Genomic DNA, 17,753 nt, shown 5'->3' with positions numbered 1-17,753 from the left:
GGTGGAGTCAGCAATTCGGAGTAATTAAGTCGATTTTCAGCAGGTTTAAGCATTGTTATCCCCCAATCCTGCAAAAATGTCCTCGATTATTACTTTTGCGTCCTTAAAGCGATATTGGAGTTTAGAGGAACCAACCCAAGATCCAGCTTCATACGTAAAGTTTTTGGAGTTCTGTAATTTTGCACGGTCTCTTGATTTAAGTTCAATTTCCCGCTTTATTATAAGCCGATCTATTGTTTTTTCATCTCCTGACAATAGCGCTTTCTGCCATTCACGTAAAAATATGATCAGCTTAGAGTTCTTTATATGTAGACGATTGATTATATCCATGTACGAGAAAGACTTAAACTCTTCTTCAACGAACGAACTATTAAGCCATTCAGACCATTTCTGTATAGCTTCCTCATTTTCACCATCTGATAGAATCACATTATAGCGGATATTTGCCCCTGCGATAAATTTATTAAAACGTTTAGCCTTGTTGTAATCCTCATATATACTCTCAGGTAAGGAAAACACTTCTCCAATCGCCTCAAAGTCATTAATCATGTTTAGTTTGTCTGAATCCTGTGATAACAAGAAAGAAAATAAGCTATCCTTTGATTTCTCTGCCGACGTAATCCGTCCTTTTAAGAAGTTTGCTTCATCAAACGTAAGTTCCATGGAAAGTGTATCTTTCCAATTTGACTCTGGCAGAATACAACGCCAGAACGTACTTGAATACTCCCCACTTACCAAACCTGCATCATCTGTTTCCTCATTTCCAAAGGACTTAGCTGCATCTTTTTTGTTCTTCATCCTGAAAATCGCTTTCGCATAATTATCCAGTGATAGTGATCCATGTTTAAAAATCTCAAACGTTCTTAAACCATTCCAATAAATGTTTGAAGGCTTACGTTTAAGCTTTCTACCAGCCCGAGCACCAATCACACCACTACTCGAACCTTCCCTATTTAATATTTCAATCAAATCAACTTCCGCTTCACCAAGTTTTTCAATCAGTTCTTTCGGTGTCGAATGATTGTCCTTCTCCAATTCCATTAGTAAATATGGAACGATAAAGAAATACTTTGCCCTCGTCTGGATTGTTGAAGTGCCAGGAAATAAAATATCCGCAAACCCATCACGAATCAAACCAATTCCCAACTCATCCACTGCCCCAGGTTCAGCAAGAGCATGTAGAACCGCCATGACCTTGTCTCTATGTTCACTCGAGTAATCAATCCAACCTAGTTTCAAAGCATTCAATTTATAGTGCCCCTTTAATTTCCTGTTTGATTTTTTTGAAATATCAATATCATTATAATAATTGTATAACACAATATAGGATGTTTATTATGTTCCCCTACCTTCAGTTTATGGCTCATAATTACCTCAGATAATGCACTTAAGGAGGCATTGGAATCTACTTTTACCTAATATTTTTTTCATAAAATATTAGATTTATAACTAATTTTCACACAACAAGCATCATATTACAATATCTCCAATTGCAACATACAGAAACCAAACAAAAATAATAGATAATTGAATACCTGCTACTAACTCCCCTGGTTATTGTGATAAGATAGTTCTTGAAAGGTGGTTCCCATGAAAAAAACAGTAAAAGTAGTAGCAGCTATAATAGAAAATGAAAATGAAGAAATACTATGTGCACTCCGCTCCCCGGAAATGTCGATCCCAAATATGTGGGAATTTCCTGGTGGAAAAGTCGAAGAAGGCGAAGACCTACATACCGCGTTAGAACGTGAGATTACAGAAGAGTTCTCTTGCACAATCAAAGCGTCAGAAGTTTTCAAAAAAAATGTTCATGAGTATGAGAAATTCATTATCAACCTTATAGCTCTTAAAGCTAAGCTAATTGAAGGTGAACCCACTTTAAGCGAGCATTCAAAGTTTGTATGGTTAAAACGCGAGAACTTAAAGTCGTTGGTTTGGGCTCCGGCTGATATCCCTGCTGTAGAGCAATTAGTAAAAGAAGAAGTATAGTCCTCTTCAATTGAAGAAGACTATACTTTCTTTGTTAGCTCCGTATAAAGTTGTTGTGGAAGAGTATTCTCTAGCTCCATCTGAACTTCAATTGGACGTTCATTTTTGTAAGATATGGTATTCCCTTTACCTATATAAATGTAGGGTTCCACATTATTCTTTTCAATCTCTCTATATTTCCGGACAAAAAGATGAAGATTAACCCCTCTATCCTGGTTAAAAATAATATTTTTACCTTGCTCGGTACCTTGAGAAGTCTTGTTTGGTGTTTCCCATTGAAAATGATTACGATCTATAATTTTGTCATTATAATTTATGCTCTCCTTTATATCAGCTTCCTTATGCAAATCAATATATAGGAAGTAATCATTTCCATTTGTTAATAGTCCGGAGCCACGGAATGCACTGTGGCTCTTTCGGTAATTAGACAATAAAGCGGCATCCATCATCTGATACTGCTCATATAGCTTTAAATGTGGCACCCCATAATATTCCTTCCCAAATTCCCTTTCATATCGGAACATACCATATTCAATAACATCCTTGATGTATCTTCTATAAGGAGGGTTTCTTAGTAATTCATCAAATGTAAGAGATTTGCTTAAACGCTCTCCATTTAAGTTTGCCAACTTGGGTGTTCTCTTTTTCTGTGTATCATCAAAAAAGTTCTGGTTTAAATACTCCATAGCATGATCTACACTAACGTCATCTACGGTCTTAATCCACTTTAAGATCTCTAGTTTAGCCTCATTAAATGTTATAGATTGGTTTTCCAGTAGGTAGTTCAACATAACAAAATCATAGATTCGCTTTAGTGGCAGCATGCTAGAAAGCCATTTCAATGCCTTCTCAAATGTCTCATTTGCGAGTAACTGCTTAATTTGTTGGTCCTTCTCTACTTTTGCCACAAAGTTTAAATATGACTTTTCCTTCTTAATAAATTTCACAGGATCAGGTGCCCCGTAGTATTTATAATAATCCATCAATAAATCTGGAACACGTCCACTGTTCATTTTTTTAAACTCAAAATATTCTTCTTTTAAATATTTCATCGAAGTGAATTTTTCTTGATCAATTTGAGCCAATATCCGTTCCTGTGATACCTTATCCATTTGGATATGAGTAGCACCAGGTAAATGAGCAAAACCGGTAGAAATTGCTACCTTCAAACTTTCTTTGTCATAATAACGACTTCCATTTAAGGCAATAGCAATTAAAAATGTCTTCGTATGATTTCCGATAAAATCCAGTACGGTTAAAAATGACTTGTCTTCGTATTTTCGTAGTCCTCTGCCTAGTTGTTGAATGAATACTATTGGAGAGTTTGTTGGTCGAAGCATTAGTACAGTATTGACTGATGGAATATCGACTCCCTCATTAAAAATGTCTACCGTAAAAATAACCTCTAACTCATTTGTCTCATCTTCCAGTTCTCTTATACAAGCTTGTCTTACAGGTACAGAATCATCGCCTGTTAAATACGTACTATGGACCCCTCGTTTATTAAATTCTGCCGCCATATAACGCGCATGTTCCTTACTGGCACAAAATCCTAAACACTTTCGGGTTTTTCCATCATGCCCATAGAACCTCATCTTCTCAATAATAAAGTCCACTCGTTCATTCACCTTAAGCCGCTTTGTAATTTCATCCAAGTTGTCAACAGATACATCACTAAGATCAATCTCATCAATGTCTGTTATCCCAAAATAATGAAACGGAACGACAATATCGTCATCTAACGCATCATGCAATCGAACTTCGAGCGCAACATTAAAATCAAAAATCTCAAAGATTGATTGACTATCTCCTCGCTCTGGCGTCGCAGTCATCCCTAACATAAAATTAGGATCAAAATAATCGATTACATGTTGATACGTATCCGCAGTAGCATGATGTGCTTCATCATAAATGATGTAATCAAACTCCTCTGGATCAAACTGTTGATAATACCGTGATAGCGTTTGGATAGTTGCAAAGATGTAATCAGCATCAAAATCTTTCCTTGTACCAGTTAACATCCCGAATTTTATTTTCCTATTAGGCAGTAGCTTTTCATATGTTTCTTTTGCCTTACTCAATATCTCTTCGCGGTGAACTATAAAAAGAAGTTTCCTAGGCTTCAAGTTTTTAACATCAAAGGCAGACATATACGTTTTACCCGTTCCCGTCGCGGCAATCACTAATGCCTTTTTCTCTCCAAGTGTCCTTAGCCTCTCCAAGTTTTCCATTGCTCGCTTTTGCATGGAATTTGGAACTATGTACTCAGCTTTCTCATAGATAAGAGATTTGGAGGAAGCTACACGATTAATGTTCTCAAAAAATTGTTTGTAGTCCTGTAAGAAGAAATCATCGACAATTGTACTTCTATTCCATAATCCGTGGAATTCAGAAATCACTTGCTGGATAAAGGTTGTGTCATGTTTTGAAATGATTTCAACGTTCCACTCTACGTTACTTTTTAACGCGGTTTGGGTTATGTTAGAAGAACCGATCATTACTTTGAAATAATCTTCATACTCAAATATGTAAGCCTTCGTATGGAAACCTATATTTCGTTCAGTAACAAAAACTTTTAAATCAACATTCTCAAACTCTCGTAATTTGTCCAAGGCTTTCGGTTCAGTAAAGTTTAGATATGTAGAGGTTAATACCTTCCCCTCTACTCCTCTTAACTTAGCTTCCTTCAAGGCATCCAGTAATAGTTGAAGGCCGCTGAAGTTTACAAACGCTACACTAAAATAAAATCGTGTACATGTTTCTAAGGAAGACGTTAATTCTTTCAGTAAATTAGTTTGATCTGAATTTACAATTAAGTTATTTTCTTTCTGCATATATTAACCCCCGAAACTGATGGATTGCATTTACGTTACAGGTTTATTCTACCAAATAAATTGATAATTTGTAATTATTCTTAAAGAAAAGGTACTCAAATATGTTTTTTAGAACTTTTCTACAAGTTTTATTCTAAGAATCTTCACCATTTATTGCCAATATTTGCTATAATATTTACATATTACTTTAAGCGAGGGTATAATATGTCATTCCTTAAATCTACATATAATTTGTTGACCGACAAAAGGGATATTAAAGAACCTGTAATACATAAGGAATTCAATGAAAGATCAGAGACCATTCGAACTTTAGAGCAATTGGCTAAGAGCGAAGATTCTAGTATTAATCAAAAAAAGGTCAAAGACCACCTAAAGCTTTTTACTATTGGTCAAACCGGAGAAAAAAGTGTTTTATTTGAACTTCGGAACTCAATGCTTCCTATAATTGTGCTTCATGATGTATATATTGAGTTTGAGGATTATGAAGCCCAATTGGATTTTGTCATTGTGACACATAAGTTTATTCTAGTCCTGGAAGTTAAAAAGCTCTTTGGCAATGTTAAAGTCACCGATAAAGGTGAATTCCAGCGTGTTATAACAAGAGGGAATAGAGTCGTTAATAAAGAAGGAATGTACAGTCCTGTTAGTCAGACTGAACGACAAACTGCCATACTAGAGAAGTGCCTGAAAGCCATGGGTGTGATAAAAAAGTGTCCTATCCGTTATGCAGTCACCTTCGCAAACCCAAGAACTATCCTGGAGGTATCTAAAAAAGCTCCTAAAGAAATTCAGTCCCGAATAATCCGCCATGATCAGATAAAGTCTTTTTTAACAAGAGAACTAGAGGAAGAATCTACTGTATTCATGATGGATAACAAAATAAATAGTATCGCTGATGCAATTAGAGGAATTTGCACCGAAAAGCCATTTAATAGAGAGGCTTACTTGCTAAATCGGGAAGGCTTAAATAAAGTTGCCGCTACCATTAAACCTGTACAAAATGATGAAGAACTAACTAAATCACTAAAAGATTTCCGTCTGGGACTTTCGAGAGAACTTGATGTGAAAGCTTTTTATATTTTCACCAATAAAACATTGGCTGCTCTTGTGGAGCACCGTCCAGAGACCATGGACCAGCTTTTAGACATTGAAGGAATTGGACCTAAGAAAGCTCAGGAATTTGGAGAGGAAATACTTAAAACAATTAACTCTTAACATACTTAAGGCGCCTGTTGGTTACACACTATGGGTTCTTCTTTTTAATGTATTACATCCGACTTATAATTACCTAATTTTTTAGTAGAGTACAATAAAAGGAGTGCATAATTTGCGCTCCTTTTTCTAAATTACCTCTCATACCAAAACCAGGCAGGTCTATATTTCGAAGCTCTACCACCAACTGGTTTATATCTAAAACGTATCCCTTCATCTTCTAGGGGTTTTAAATATGCCTCAATCCTATTATCACCTATTACCCAAATAGATCCACCTTTGCTTCTACGATCCACATACTCAAGATTATGTTCCTCCAAATAAGCAAGAAGTTCATCCTCCTCTCCAGACTTTATTTTTTCCTTTAAGTCTATAGTTTCTTTGCCCTTAATAGATGGTTGGACAACTTGAGCTTTTAAATCTTCTTTCAAATCCGTACCGCCGTCCACACCTTCTCGGGAAAAAGCATTTGACTCAAAGAAACTTTTCTCTTGATAGGAATACTCATAATTAGGAACTAAAGCTTTACCATCTTCTTTACTAAGTTTTTCGATTTCCATTTCATCTATGAGATGTTCTTCGTGTGAATAGCCTTGAGATATATCATAGTAATAGCTTAAATACTCCACAAAAAGTCTCTTAAGCTCTTCTTTATCAAGCATCGGAGACATCACTACCGGATAACTTTTATTAAATTCAAATATAACTCTTCTTCCGACACGTTCATCATCCCCAAGATCTTCACGGCCCTTAATTTTGGTCTTCATCACCTTAGAAAGTTGAAGTTCATCTATAATACTCAATATATTCACTAGAAATTTATCATTCCGAAATATCTCATACTTAATGATGTAATTATACAAATCAAGGTTCTCTATAATTAATTTATAAAACCTTTTACGTTCATCTTCACCACGAATATTGTCATTAATATATTGGGCTCCTAATATGGTTTTATAAATATAATTCTCCCAGTCGAATTTTTTCAGAACAATATTATAAAACTTGCTTTTTTCACTTCTAATATCAGGATAGTTTTGTAGAATATATTCTCGTTTATGAGTTAGCAGTAATGAATGCCAGAACGTTTCATCAAGTAACAGATCTCTATCCGTGTTTAAATAGGAGTGGGAAATTACTTGAAATGCTTCGAGAAAATCTTGCTTTTTTTCTTCTTCACTTCCTTTACCCATATATATTGGGAAATCAAGCGCTTCTCTAATATAGACTACTTCCTTTGAGAAGTAGTCCTCCTTTTCACTTATTTTTCCCTCCAGAAAATCTTGATATAAGGTATCATCTGTTTTATACCCTTTAGCGAGCAGTTTAACTTCCATCCGTAACTAACCCCCCTAATGCAACAGTATACTTTTCAATAATGCGGTCAGAGATCTTATAAATAACTTCATCGATATTATCCATATTCAATTCTGCAACCATTTTTTTCTTCATCAAATTATATAACTTCAAATCCAAAGATCCATCAGGCTCCTGTATGTCTTCTATATCGACATCCCCATCATCACTATTATTAATGATAAAAGTTTGAAGTGCTTTAGATAAACCTGCATAAATATAAGGATTATTTAGCACATTGCTTTTAGGAAGATGGTTAAACTGGAACTCAGGGTTTTTATAATGAATTACAATAGTTTCCTGTCCGAGCTCCACTTTTATATCCGACTTCAAATCCTTATCTACTCTTTTCTCAAAGAGATCAAAGGGTTTTGTAATACTGCCATCAAATACAATTACATTTGAATAACCTAATAAAGAAAACTTAGGGACGTTCACTTCATCTCTGAATTGGATATAGAATTCATTTAAATCGTTATTACTCCCAAAATTAATTTTATCCAACGCCTGAATATGCAATTGAATAGACGTCCGTTTATTAAGCGAAATGCGAGACTTATGAATTTCCACAGTTTGTTGGCTTGGTTGCAGCTTATAAAATTTATTATCCTTCGATTGAATGATAAGGATTAATTGGGCCCTTCCTCGACTGATTTGCTCCCTCATAAACTCTGAATCTATTTCATAGTCAAAGTGAAAATGATAAAAATCTGCATTCTCGCTGACGTTGACATCTAAATCGAAATAATTGGCAGCATAGCTTTGAGATGTATTGGATAAGACAGGATATGGAAAGTTGGCATCTTTTCTGTATATCACCTCTTACACCTCCACATAGTACACGAACTTTAATGAACGGTTATATGTTTTTCTTATTTTTAGCTGCAGCTGGGCAACTCCGTCTTTAATTTGAACACCTTTAATAACATTTTTTCGATAATCGCAGGTTTTGCCCACGTTTACATCTATAATATCCTGGTAGTTGTTTTGTATTTTAAATTCATTTTTATACTCTACACCCCTTCCATCAATGAGGGAGAAGGAAATATCACATGTTTTTGATTCACCTAGTTGGTCGCTTTTAGAGAAATCAAATTTGATCATTTCTTTATTATTTAATATTACTCTCTCTACCATTTCAGGATGTGCGCTATACCGCTTTTTTTCTTGTCCATTAGTATTATTAATTTCATCGTTACTTTTTTGCCATTTTAATGGGTCTCGTTTTCGCTTAGGGAAATCTTTTTCATATTTGATTTCCTTTCCCTTTTTTTCTCTCTTATCACGCCTTTCCCTTTTAGACTGTTTACCAGTAGATTTAACTAAGGATTTACCTTTATTTATTTTCACTGTTCCTAAAGATTCCTCTAAGTCTTTTCTAAATTGTGTCTCGACCACGTACAGAATATCATCCGTATTCATTGACCCGTCTGTAGGATTATTTTGTTTGATTGCCTCTTCGATAACTCCCTTAATCTCTTTAGATAAATTATTGATAAATCTCGTAGCAAGTCTTTTTAACTTTGAATCGCTAAAATGATCTTTGGATAATTTTGTATGCGATTCATTTTCCAAGGATTTTAAATAGGCATCTTCTTTGTGCCCACCTATTAGCACCGCGTTAAATGGTTTAGTAGCGTTACCTGTAACTTTAAAGTCCTCTATCTTCATACCTATTGTCCGAACAACTGCCACTCTTCCTTTGGGAATTCTTTCATCATATCTAAAATAAAGATGAAAATTATAGTCCTCTTCTCCATTAGATACAGTAATTTTCTGAGAAGGTGCTTCGAGGTAAGTATCAAGATATAGTGGAGTGAATTCTTTCTTTGTGTCTGTAATGTCCTGATTATAATAATCTTGATTTTTTACATAATCCAAAATTGTATCTTTCTTGATTTTGTGTTCATTCACATGAACTTCTAATTTATTATTTAAAATAGATACGAAAAAGCTGTCACAAATACTTTTTATTATATCCTTTTCATCATCGTATTCTGCTCGAAAATAAGGAATGATGATTTTTAGTCCTCTTGTATCCTTTTGAAATACCTCGTGGAAGTTATTCTCATATGGATAAAACTTAGAGCTGTTATCATGGTACACTTCTATATCAGTAAAATAACCAGTAGATCTATATGCTTGTTTTTCGTGTACATGCTCAATTAATTGAACGGTACCACCTAAATGCTGATCTCCCTTTTCATCACAGTTCGCAAAATACATAACGTTTAAATCAGAAGCAGCATTTGATGCAATCTTACCTACTCCATGAGAGCCCCCTCTTGAAACTTCCACTTCATCATTATCTTGAAAATGAACTCCTTTATTATAGGCATAAATCCCCCACGTATCCTGTTTGGACCCACTCTGCCCATTACATGCCCCCGTTAACCCTCTTGTGTTTATATCTTCAAAAGATATATATCTGACTTCATCCTGGTTTAGTTTATTTTTCATGTGGTTAATCGTTTCAATCGTATAACTATTACGACCCTCCAAATTCATAATACGTTCTTTCACTTCTTCAATACCGGGGATGTCATTTTTGTTAATACTTCCTGTTTTAATTTTTATTACAACAGGTCCGTCATAGTTATATAACCTTCCATCAAGTGAGTTTTGTATATTTTCTCTTGTTAATCCATTTACTCTCATGTTAAAAAAACGTTCTAGCGATTTATTGAAGTTTGACTCTTCTATATTAGGAATGGGTGAAAATTTCCACTTTTTATCTTTAAGTTTCTGTAAATTCAAGTTGTAAACCTCCTCTTTATTGATCTTTCAATATAAATAAGTGAAAACTTATGTAATAAATAAATGGAAAATTAACTAAATAATCTTTAATTAGTCAAAAAAAATCCTAATAAGTAATATTTTACCATAAAATTGCATTTTTAGAATTGTCCTTTTTCGACCTCGATTATAAATAATAAGAAGTGCAATATAATGCACTCCTATTAGTTCTTGTATATATTAATCGGAATGATTGAACCAGAAATTGATTGCAAAGCAAAAAACCCTTGGATAAATATCCAAAGGTTTTTTCCTTTTGCTATAGCAATCTCTAATCTTCAGATAAAACAAACCCCTCATACCCCTTAATAGCTACCTCATCACAGATTTCACGATAATTTCCCACCCCTCCAACATAGATAGGAAATCCTTGTGGCTTACCTTTAATATTTGCCCCCGTATACCAGGATTCTGTTTTAACATAAAGGGTTGATTCAGCCACTTCCCTGCAGTGCTTGCTCCAATTATCTTCAGATTCTTGATCGGCTTCGAAAACTGCAATATTGTTATCGTGAAGGTACTCTATGCAATCGCCGATCCATTCAACATGCTGCTCGATGGATACAGGCATGTTACTTAGTACAGAAGGGCTTTCCGGGCCTGTGATCATAAACATATTTGGAAATCCGGTAGTTGCCAATCCGAGATATGTTTTAATCTGAGTTCCGTTATCCCACTTATCTTTAAGGGCTTGACCGTCTCTACCGCGGATATCCATTTTAAACAAGGAGCCAGTCATGCCGTCATATCCGGTTGCGAATACGAGAGCGTCCAGTTCATACTCTCCGTCGAGGTGCGGACTCCTTTGGAAGTGATTTCTTCAATCGGTGCATTTTTTACATCTACCAGGCTGACGTTATCACGGTTGTAGGTTTCGTAATAATTTGTGTCCAGAATTGGCCGCTTTGTAGCGTAATAATACGTTGGCGATAGTTTCTTCGCTGTTTCTGGGTCCTGGACGGTCTCACGTATTTTGGATCGCACGAATTCACCAGCCGTTTCATTGGATTCAGGGTTTACGAGTATATCCTGATACGCACCGAAGAATCCGATACCGCCGTCCTTCCAGTGTCTTTCATATATTTTCTGGCGGTTTTCCGGTGTATCTTCAATCGCCGATGGAGGACCCGGTTCCACAGGGATTCCACCGCCGGATTCCCGCATTCCCTTTTTAAGTTCTTTAAAGTTAGCTTTGACCTTGTTGTTGTATTCCTCGTCAAATGGATGATTTCGGGCTGGAACACTGTATTGTGGTGTCCGTTGAAAAACAGTCAGATGCCCAGCTTCCTCCGCAATGACCGGGATGGCTTGTACACCACTTGACCCCGTTCCAATAACGCCGACTCGCTTACCCGAAAAGTCCACTTTTTCATGTGGCCAGTGACCGGTATGATACCAATCGCCTTCAAAGTTTTCGATCCCTTTAAACTTCGGTATGTTTGCTGTTGATATACAGCCGACCGCGGTTATGAAGTAAGTTGCTGTCACGGTGGTTCCGTCATTTTTTTTAACTCGCCAGATATTCTTGTCTTCATCAAACTGAGCAGATTGAATACGTGTGTTAAACTCAATATCCTTGCGAAGATCAAGTCTGTCGGCCACGAAGTTCAGATACTCGAGTATCTCCGGCTGTTCCGGAAAACGGGAGGACCATTCCCACTCGTTATATAACTCCTCAGAAAATGTGTAGTTATAGTAAATGCTTTCTGAATCACACCTTGCCCCCGGATACCGGTTCCAGTACCATACTCCGCCTACGTCCTTTCCCGCTTCGTAAACCTGTGTGGAGAACCCGGCTTCCCTCAAACGATGAAGCATATATAAACCGGAAAACCCTGCACCGATGGCGATTGCATCAAAATCGGCATGCTGGTTTCTTGTCTTTGACATTTTTAGCCTCCTCTTTTCTAGTTAAGGCTTTCTCATCATGCTGCTAGCGAAGAAAGTTACTTACTTTTTCAATCGCGCTGTGAATCTGATTCGGGAATACCGCCATGTTTGTAAAATAACCATGGACGATTCCTTCCTGGCAGAAATACTCTGTTGGCACGCCAGACTGGCTCAGTTTATCCGCATATGCTTTTCCTTCATCCCTTAGGACATCATTTTCACAGGTGATCACGAATGCTGGCGGAAGACCGTCCAACTTGTCAGCTCTTAATGGTGCAGCATAAACATTCTGCGTATCTGCTTGGTTATTTACATAGTGATCGCCAAACCAGATCATTAATTTACGATCCAGGCCGAACCCTACTGCGAACTCTTTATAGGAACCTGTGTCATAGCTTAGGTCCGTTACCGGGTAAATCAGTACCTGTGCAGAAATTTCAGGTCCTTTCCTGTCTCTTGTCATATGTGTCAATGCAGCTGCCAGGTTTCCGCCGGCACTATCGCCTCCAACCACAATATTGGAATCGCTTACATTTAATGACGATGCATTTTCTTTTACCCATGTCAAAGCTGCATAAGCATCTTCTACCGGTACAGGGAATTTGTATTCAGGGGATAGACGGTAGTCCACTGATACCACTACATGTTTTGTCTTATTTGCCAGTACGCGACAACTCGGATCGGATATTTCAATATCGCCCAGCACCCAGCCGCCTCCATGGTAATAAACAAATACAGGGAACGGGCCCTCTCCTTCAGGTGTATAGATCCTTACTTTAATCTCTTCACCCTGATAACCGGGGATCAGCTTGTCCTCCACTTTTGCGACAGGCTCCAATTCTAGCTCGGGAACCGGTGCCTCTGCCATCATATTCCTTACACTTTGCGGATCCATTTCATGCATGGCCGGCATTTGATTAAAGGCTTCCAAATATGCTTTAGACTCAGGGGATAGATTTGCCATCGTTCAACATCCTCTCCAGATTAATAGATAGTAAATTTTGTTCCTTACATAACTATATGATTTCAAATTCCGAAATATTATTAGAAAAATAAAGTTATATAGATCTTTTATTTACTACTATTTGGATAAGAGCCTCACAACTTTCCCTTTCTTCCTATCAAAAGTGACTTTCCAGCCACATGAATGGAATTTCTATACCGTGTAGATTGTAATTCCCTCAGGTATCTTCCCCGTTTTGATAATGAAATCTTCCATATCATTGTTATCATATCCCGGAAGCTTAATTGTATAGTAGACTTCTATCTGGTTACTCGTTATTATGCCAAGTTATCAATCGTGTCATCACACGCGTTATACAGATAGTAATCATCCTCAAAAAAAATTTACAACGACGTCAAGACCAAGTATCACCCCAGCTGATAGTTAATCTGATGGTTTGCAAACTCATAGAAATGGGTGATTCTCTCAACGTTATAGGGTGTGTCTGTTACTACCCGGAATTACACACCCTCAATCAAGTATTCCGAATTCAGAATAAAGGCATCCTTCTTTTCCCCTGTTTCCATAGATATACCTCCTGTTATAATTTTTTCATGCACCAGAGAGTATTTCTTTTAAATAAGGAATGCTCTTTTTCTCTGTCTAAATCGCCAATAACAATAATTAAATAACTTAAATCAATAATTTTTTATTGATTATCGATAAATAATGTATTATAATCAAATCAACAATAAATAAATGAGGTGTTTTTTATGAAAAGAGGTTCAACACTCTTTTTAAAGTTAGCTGTTATTTTTATCGGTTTACCAGTTCTTGCTTTGTGCATATTTTTATTGCCTCAGATAGCAACTGAAGCTTTTACACATGCACAAGAAGGTTCGGAACTTGCCTATGTGGTATTTGGTATTTTATTTGTCATGTATGTTTCAACGATTCCATTTTATTTCGCCTTGTATCAATCGTTTAAGCTCTTAGGCTATATTGACAAGAAGCAAGCTTTCTCGGAACTCTCGGTAAAAGCTCTAAAGAAAATCAAAAACTGTGCCATTACAATCAGTGGTTTTTATACGTTAGCCCTTCCATTAGTCTTTATGGTTGCGCAATGGGATGATGCACCAGGTCTCGTATTGATTGGGATGGTCATCGTTGGTGCTTCAATGGTTATCGCAGTCTTTGCTGCTGTGCTCCAAAGACTTTTAAAAGATGCCATTGATATAAAATCAGAAAATGATCTAACGGTCTGAGGTGAATAATATGTCAATTATAATCAATATTGATGTCATGCTGGCTAAAAGGAAAATGAGCGTAACAGAACTTTCAGATCGGGTTGGAATCACAATGGCTAATCTTTCTGTATTGAAGAATGGAAAGGCAAAAGCGATAAGATTTTCAACTTTGGAGGGGATTTGTAAGGCGTTAGATTGTCAACCTGGAGATATTTTGGAGTACCGAAGTGATCAAGATGGCTAAGATTAACATGGAAATGAAAAAGGAATTCTGTCGGTGAACCTATGTACATCACCCTAAGTTCATTAGGATTTAAAAAAGACTGGAGGCAGAAATTATGCAAGCACTAAAACAACTCGTCCGTTTTGGTTGGGAGCAGGCCCTCTCTTGTTTGTTTCCTGTCGTTATTTTTGCCTCTTTGGCTTTGACACAATTCGTATCACTCCCCTTCCTGCCAAGATATGATTGGCTGCTCATTATCTGCCTTTTGATGCAGGTATGGATGGTGCGTTCGGGACTTGAAACACAAGATGAACTTAATGTTATAACGTTGTTCCACCTAATCGGACTTGCGCTCGAACTCTTTAAGGTACATATGGATTCCTGGTCCTATCCGGAAGAAGGATATTCTAAAGTTTTCGGTGTACCTTTGTATAGCGGATTCATGTACGCAAGTGTAGCGAGTTATCTTTGCCAGGCATGGAGAAGATTGAAGGTTGAACTGATTAAGTGGCCACCGTTTTTGGTAGTTGTCCCTCTTGCAACAGCAATATATTTAAATTTTTTCACCCATCATTATTGGATTGATGTCCGTTGGTGGTTATCCGGACTTGTAATTATCGTTTTTTGGCAATCATGGGTAACATACGAAGTCAATGGGACTCGCTACTGTATGCCCCTTGCCCTTTCTTTTGTGCTCATCGGCTTTTTCATATGGATAGCCGAAAACATTGCAACATACTTTAGAGCTTGGGAATATCCATACCAAACCGAAGCATGGAGTCTTGTTCATTTAGGAAAAGTAAGTTCTTGGCTTTTATTAGTCATTGTCAGCTTTCTTATAGTAGCGACATTAAAACAGGTTAAGGGAGAAAATTCTACTAGGACAGAAACTTCTTATAAAATAATCGGCTCCTAGTAAAGTGACGAATTTCATGTAAAAAACAAAAGATCGGCACAATGTGTCGGTCTTTTGTTATGTAGGTTTGTTTAGAGTTTTCAACATATTATATGGAATATTATGTTAACATTGAAAGTATAGTAGCCTGTGATTACAGGGGAGGAAATTAGTTTTGAAGAAACCCATATTAAGTTTTTTGTTAGGATTACTGCTTCTAGTGTTATCAGCCTGTTCCCAAGATCCAGAGTTTGAACTGTATAAAGGCAAAGCTTTAAGCATAGCAGTTGTCGGGGAACCACCGAAAATTAAAGAAGAACAAATAAGTTTCAGCAAGATATCTTTTCATGAATTGGAGAATAAGGATTTAAGCGGTTTCGATGCAATCTTTATAATGGAAAAGAACCTCCGCCAAGCTGCTGAAGATCAATATGCGGAAGTTTACTTAAATTCTACGGTTCCCTTCTTTTTTATAGCGGCTAAAAGTCATGTTCCTTTTACGGTGAAAGAAGAGGTATATAATGAATCTTGGGCTTGGTCACCCGGGAATAGCTATGCTGTTGGGGTCCATAAGTCTCAAGGGGATGACTCATTAAACAGCTGGGGATTTGGTTTATATAACGATGAAAAGACAGAAGAACACATAAAAGAAATGTACTCGAGAATTTTTAAAGAGTTAGGAGAACTTTTAAAACTGCATTAGGGATACGAGGAGGTATATTATGGAACTAATCATTATGTTTGGTGTAGCTATAGTAGTGGTTATTTTAGCCGGAATAGCTATTATTGGTGGATTGACGGAAAGGGTTAAAAGGCCAACTGGTGAACTAAAAGAGCAAATTTCTAACCTCGAAAAAAGAGTAAATCATTTGGAAGATAACAATAAGTAGTTTTGTTGTATGGCCCTGTTTGGCCAGCCAAATTGTTTTGTAGGAACCTCATTCCGTTATCTCCCTAAAATTACCTTGTAAAAGCATGATTTTTGATCCTGATTCCGCTATTCCCCTCATACGTCTTCAAATTCTATTGTTCTGTGGTATTAACGGAACTAGAATCCTATTAACCCCTGTCGGCCTCACTTTATTCCCTTTTAACGGAACCAGGAGCCGCTCCGGAATTTACTCTCTAAAATATACGCGGCATCGGTATCTTTTATTAACCGCCTATTTTTCTACGTGTACTACTCGTCTTTTTTGCTTGCTGGCTTTGCATACGGTGGTTAGCACCATTCATTTGGTTTTTATTTTTATTATTATTAGCCTGTGCTTGTTTCTTTCTCTCCAGTTGCTGCTGGAATATTTCTTTCATACTAAGTTTCTTTTCTTCAGACATTTAAGTGTCTCCTCTACGTTTTCTATTACCTTCTTATTATATATGAGAATTGTAATTGTGGTTAGTTTTATTTACTATTTAATGTATAGTTAGAGTAAGATTAAGTAAGAACGGTAAGGGGATTGACTATTTGAAAGGGGATGTATTATGAGAAGGATTATTTTATCGACCGAGAGCGGAGCTGATTTACCGCAGGATTTTGCGGAAAAACATGAAGTTCAAGTGGTTCCTATGCACGTCATCATGGATGGGCAGGATTATTTGGATGGTTCGTTACCCGTACAAGATATTTATGATTATTATGACCGCACTAAAAAAATACCCTCTACAACTGCTACAAATGCGCATGAGTATCATGACTTCTTCACAAAGATACGAGCTGATTTTCCTGATTGTATCATTATTCATATTGGCTACACATCAAAGGCATCTGCTTCTTTTCAAAGCGCGGTAATTGCTTCTGAGGATTTTGATGACCTCTATTTGATTGACGCGTTGAACGTTACCGGCGGATTAGCCGCTATTGTAATGTATGCTGTTAACCTATTGGAAAATGAACCCTCAATTGACCCTGATAAATTGATAGAAAAAATTGAAGCAATAATACCTAAATCAAGGCTTGCATTCGTTCCAGGCAGCCTGGAATTTTTACGCGCAGGTGGACGTGTAAGCAATGTAGCGTATCTCGGAGGAGCTTTGTTGAAATTAAAGCCACGCATTGAATTAATTGATGGAAAACTTGTTTCTACGAAGAAGTATCGAGGAAAAATGAATGTGGTCGCTGAAAAACTGATGCAGGATTATTTAAATGACTATAATATTGACCGGGAACAGCTTTATTTTCAATACTCAATTGGACTGGATGAAAGTATAAAACAAAGGATGGACGAACTCGCAAAAAAGAATGGCTTTAAAAATGTAAAATGGATGCAAGCAGGCGCAATGATTTCTACTCATGCTGGTCCTGGCGGCTTCGGAATAGCAGGTTTGGAAGTGTAATTAAAATAGTAAGCTGCTAAAGTATCGGCAGCTTACT

The 17,753-nt window shown here is 36.8% G+C and carries 17 protein-coding genes; 8 read left to right on the top strand and 9 right to left on the bottom strand.

The genetic code is table 11. The features are described 5' to 3' along the window. Positions 1-45: 45 nt before the first annotated feature. Positions 46-1,248 (bottom strand): DUF6361 family protein, encoded by a 1,203-nt coding sequence (locus ACFO3D_RS16240; RefSeq protein WP_390298498.1) that lies wholly within the window; start codon positions 1,246-1,248, stop codon positions 46-48. Between the two features lie 342 nt (positions 1,249-1,590). Here ACFO3D_RS16240 and ACFO3D_RS16235 point away from each other — a divergent pair, with 342 nt between their 5' ends. Beyond that, positions 1,591-1,989 (top strand): (deoxy)nucleoside triphosphate pyrophosphohydrolase, encoded by a 399-nt coding sequence (locus tag ACFO3D_RS16235; RefSeq protein WP_390298495.1) that lies wholly within the window; start codon positions 1,591-1,593, stop codon positions 1,987-1,989. Between the two features lie 20 nt (positions 1,990-2,009). On the opposite strand, the gene ACFO3D_RS16230 is transcribed toward ACFO3D_RS16235, so the two are convergent. After that, positions 2,010-4,823, bottom strand: coding sequence for a DEAD/DEAH box helicase (locus tag ACFO3D_RS16230; RefSeq protein ID WP_390298492.1), 2,814 nt, complete (start codon positions 4,821-4,823; stop codon positions 2,010-2,012). Positions 4,824-5,027: 204 nt separating this feature from the next. Between ACFO3D_RS16230 and ACFO3D_RS16225 the strand changes: the two genes are divergently transcribed. Then, positions 5,028-6,038: an HRDC domain-containing protein gene (locus tag ACFO3D_RS16225; protein WP_390298489.1), complete on the top strand. Its 1,011-nt coding sequence runs from the start codon at positions 5,028-5,030 to the stop codon at positions 6,036-6,038. Between the two features lie 131 nt (positions 6,039-6,169). Here ACFO3D_RS16225 and ACFO3D_RS16220 read toward each other — a convergent pair whose 3' ends face one another. The 6 genes from ACFO3D_RS16220 to ACFO3D_RS16195 form a co-directional block, all read right to left on the bottom strand. Further along, positions 6,170-7,372 carry a hypothetical protein gene (locus tag ACFO3D_RS16220; protein WP_390298486.1) on the bottom strand — a complete coding sequence of 401 codons (1,203 nt, stop codon included), beginning with the start codon at positions 7,370-7,372 and terminating at the stop codon, positions 6,170-6,172. Beyond that, complete coding sequence (locus tag ACFO3D_RS16215; RefSeq protein WP_390298483.1) at positions 7,362-8,210, bottom strand: hypothetical protein; 849 nt, start codon at positions 8,208-8,210, stop codon at positions 7,362-7,364. Before ACFO3D_RS16215 ends, ACFO3D_RS16220 begins: the two co-directional genes overlap by 11 nt. A gap of 3 nt (positions 8,211-8,213) precedes the next feature. Then, on the bottom strand, positions 8,214-10,148 hold the full coding sequence (locus tag ACFO3D_RS16210; protein ID WP_390298481.1) for a hypothetical protein: 1,935 nt from the start codon (positions 10,146-10,148) through the stop codon (positions 8,214-8,216). 310 nt (positions 10,149-10,458) lie between these two features. After that, a complete protein-coding gene (locus ACFO3D_RS16205; RefSeq protein WP_390298478.1) occupies positions 10,459-10,926 on the bottom strand; it encodes an NAD(P)/FAD-dependent oxidoreductase in 468 nt (155 codons plus the stop codon). Next, positions 10,923-12,077: a flavin-containing monooxygenase gene (locus ACFO3D_RS16200; RefSeq protein ID WP_390298475.1), complete on the bottom strand. Its 1,155-nt coding sequence runs from the start codon at positions 12,075-12,077 to the stop codon at positions 10,923-10,925. The genes ACFO3D_RS16205 and ACFO3D_RS16200 overlap by 4 nt, the downstream gene beginning before the upstream one ends. A gap of 43 nt (positions 12,078-12,120) precedes the next feature. Next, positions 12,121-13,041, bottom strand: coding sequence for an alpha/beta hydrolase (locus ACFO3D_RS16195; RefSeq protein ID WP_390298472.1), 921 nt, complete (start codon positions 13,039-13,041; stop codon positions 12,121-12,123). A 752-nt stretch (positions 13,042-13,793) separates the two neighbouring features. Between ACFO3D_RS16195 and ACFO3D_RS16190 the strand changes: the two genes are divergently transcribed. The 5 genes from ACFO3D_RS16190 to ACFO3D_RS16170 all read left to right on the top strand — a co-directional run bounded on the left by ACFO3D_RS16190 (position 13,794) and on the right by ACFO3D_RS16170 (position 16,275). Continuing rightward, positions 13,794-14,285 carry a DUF2975 domain-containing protein gene (locus ACFO3D_RS16190; RefSeq protein ID WP_390298469.1) on the top strand — a complete coding sequence of 164 codons (492 nt, stop codon included), beginning with the start codon at positions 13,794-13,796 and terminating at the stop codon, positions 14,283-14,285. A gap of 10 nt (positions 14,286-14,295) precedes the next feature. Continuing rightward, complete coding sequence (locus ACFO3D_RS16185) at positions 14,296-14,511, top strand: helix-turn-helix domain-containing protein (RefSeq protein ID WP_390298465.1); 216 nt, start codon at positions 14,296-14,298, stop codon at positions 14,509-14,511. Positions 14,512-14,605: 94 nt separating this feature from the next. After that, positions 14,606-15,406 (top strand): DUF817 domain-containing protein, encoded by an 801-nt coding sequence (locus tag ACFO3D_RS16180; protein WP_390298462.1) that lies wholly within the window; start codon positions 14,606-14,608, stop codon positions 15,404-15,406. 154 nt (positions 15,407-15,560) lie between these two features. Then, positions 15,561-16,088 (top strand): hypothetical protein, encoded by a 528-nt coding sequence (locus tag ACFO3D_RS16175; RefSeq protein WP_390298459.1) that lies wholly within the window; start codon positions 15,561-15,563, stop codon positions 16,086-16,088. Between the two features lie 19 nt (positions 16,089-16,107). Continuing rightward, positions 16,108-16,275 carry a hypothetical protein gene (locus tag ACFO3D_RS16170; RefSeq protein ID WP_390298456.1) on the top strand — a complete coding sequence of 56 codons (168 nt, stop codon included), beginning with the start codon at positions 16,108-16,110 and terminating at the stop codon, positions 16,273-16,275. A gap of 265 nt (positions 16,276-16,540) precedes the next feature. Here the strand turns inward: ACFO3D_RS16170 and ACFO3D_RS16165 are convergent, their stop codons facing one another. Then, positions 16,541-16,717, bottom strand: a complete 177-nt coding sequence (locus ACFO3D_RS16165) for a hypothetical protein (RefSeq protein WP_390298453.1) — start codon at positions 16,715-16,717, stop codon at positions 16,541-16,543. A gap of 147 nt (positions 16,718-16,864) precedes the next feature. Between ACFO3D_RS16165 and ACFO3D_RS16160 the strand changes: the two genes are divergently transcribed. Then, positions 16,865-17,716 (top strand): DegV family protein, encoded by an 852-nt coding sequence (locus tag ACFO3D_RS16160; RefSeq protein WP_390298449.1) that lies wholly within the window; start codon positions 16,865-16,867, stop codon positions 17,714-17,716. The last annotated feature ends 37 nt before the right edge of the window (positions 17,717-17,753 follow it).

It is taken from the genome of Virgibacillus kekensis, assembly GCF_042654125.1.
GTDB lineage: Bacteria > Bacillota > Bacilli > Bacillales > Amphibacillaceae > Lentibacillus > Lentibacillus kekensis.
Note: the sequence above shows the minus strand (reverse complement) of the source record. Positions and strands in the feature narration are given on the sequence as shown.

Excerpts from the sequence above, each read along its gene's own strand:
- ACFO3D_RS16235 (WP_390298495.1), top strand. The coding sequence starts at position 1,591 with ATGAAAAAAACAGTAAAAGTAGTAGCAGCTATAATAGAAAATGAAAAT.
- ACFO3D_RS16230 (WP_390298492.1), bottom strand. The coding sequence starts at position 4,823 with ATGCAGAAAGAAAATAACTTAATTGTAAATTCAGATCAAACTAATTTA.
- ACFO3D_RS16225 (WP_390298489.1), top strand. The coding sequence starts at position 5,028 with ATGTCATTCCTTAAATCTACATATAATTTGTTGACCGACAAAAGGGAT.
- ACFO3D_RS16220 (WP_390298486.1), bottom strand. The coding sequence starts at position 7,372 with ATGGAAGTTAAACTGCTCGCTAAAGGGTATAAAACAGATGATACCTTA.
- ACFO3D_RS16205 (WP_390298478.1), bottom strand. The coding sequence starts at position 10,926 with ATGACTGGCTCCTTGTTTAAAATGGATATCCGCGGTAGAGACGGTCAA.
- ACFO3D_RS16200 (WP_390298475.1), bottom strand. The coding sequence starts at position 12,077 with ATGTCAAAGACAAGAAACCAGCATGCCGATTTTGATGCAATCGCCATC.
- ACFO3D_RS16195 (WP_390298472.1), bottom strand. The coding sequence starts at position 13,041 with ATGGCAAATCTATCCCCTGAGTCTAAAGCATATTTGGAAGCCTTTAAT.
- ACFO3D_RS16190 (WP_390298469.1), top strand. The coding sequence starts at position 13,794 with ATGAAAAGAGGTTCAACACTCTTTTTAAAGTTAGCTGTTATTTTTATC.
- ACFO3D_RS16185 (WP_390298465.1), top strand. The coding sequence starts at position 14,296 with ATGTCAATTATAATCAATATTGATGTCATGCTGGCTAAAAGGAAAATG.
- ACFO3D_RS16180 (WP_390298462.1), top strand. The coding sequence starts at position 14,606 with ATGCAAGCACTAAAACAACTCGTCCGTTTTGGTTGGGAGCAGGCCCTC.
- ACFO3D_RS16170 (WP_390298456.1), top strand. The coding sequence starts at position 16,108 with ATGGAACTAATCATTATGTTTGGTGTAGCTATAGTAGTGGTTATTTTA.
- ACFO3D_RS16165 (WP_390298453.1), bottom strand. The coding sequence starts at position 16,717 with ATGTCTGAAGAAAAGAAACTTAGTATGAAAGAAATATTCCAGCAGCAA.
- ACFO3D_RS16160 (WP_390298449.1), top strand. The coding sequence starts at position 16,865 with ATGAGAAGGATTATTTTATCGACCGAGAGCGGAGCTGATTTACCGCAG.